Annotated in this window: 1 protein-coding gene; it reads right to left on the bottom strand. The window is 63.3% G+C overall.

The features are described 5' to 3' along the window. Window positions 1-498, bottom strand: a 498-nt coding sequence (locus CRD60_RS08385) for an ATP-binding cassette domain-containing protein (protein ID WP_130473096.1), incomplete at both ends; no start/stop codon positions are given.

Raw genomic sequence — 498 nt, forward strand, 5'->3', positions numbered from 1 at the left:
GCGGCAGTTGGTTGATGACATCATCCAGACATGCTTGACGGGCTGCAGCCTCGACTTCCTCCCGGCTAGCCTCGGGGCGAGCGATGGAGATGTTGTCTGCCAGGGACTGCGAGAAAATGAACGTTTCCTGGCTCACCAGCGTCTCCACCCCTCGCAGGGAGGAGGGACGAACCTGCTCGATCGGCTGCCCGGAGATTGTCAGCTGTCCGTCCGTGCGTTCTCGGAAGTGCAACAACAGGTCGATGAGGGTGGACTTGCCGGCTCCATTCGAGCCTTGAATTCCGATGATGGTGCCCGGTTCCACACTCAGATTGATTCCGTCCAGCACCGACTGCGTTGACGGGGCGTAGGTGAAGGAGAGCCCGCTGGCGGCAATGCCGGTGAATCCGTCCACCTGCTTGCCGTACTCGCTCTCGCGAACGGCGGGTTCCTCATCCATCAGTGCGAATACGCGCCGGGCGGCGGCCGGTGTGGGGTGACGGCCCGAGCCGAGCCGGG

Origin of the sequence: Bifidobacterium aemilianum (genome assembly GCF_003315635.1) — a bacterium.
In the GTDB taxonomy this organism is placed as follows: domain Bacteria; phylum Actinomycetota; class Actinomycetes; order Actinomycetales; family Bifidobacteriaceae; genus Bifidobacterium; species Bifidobacterium aemilianum.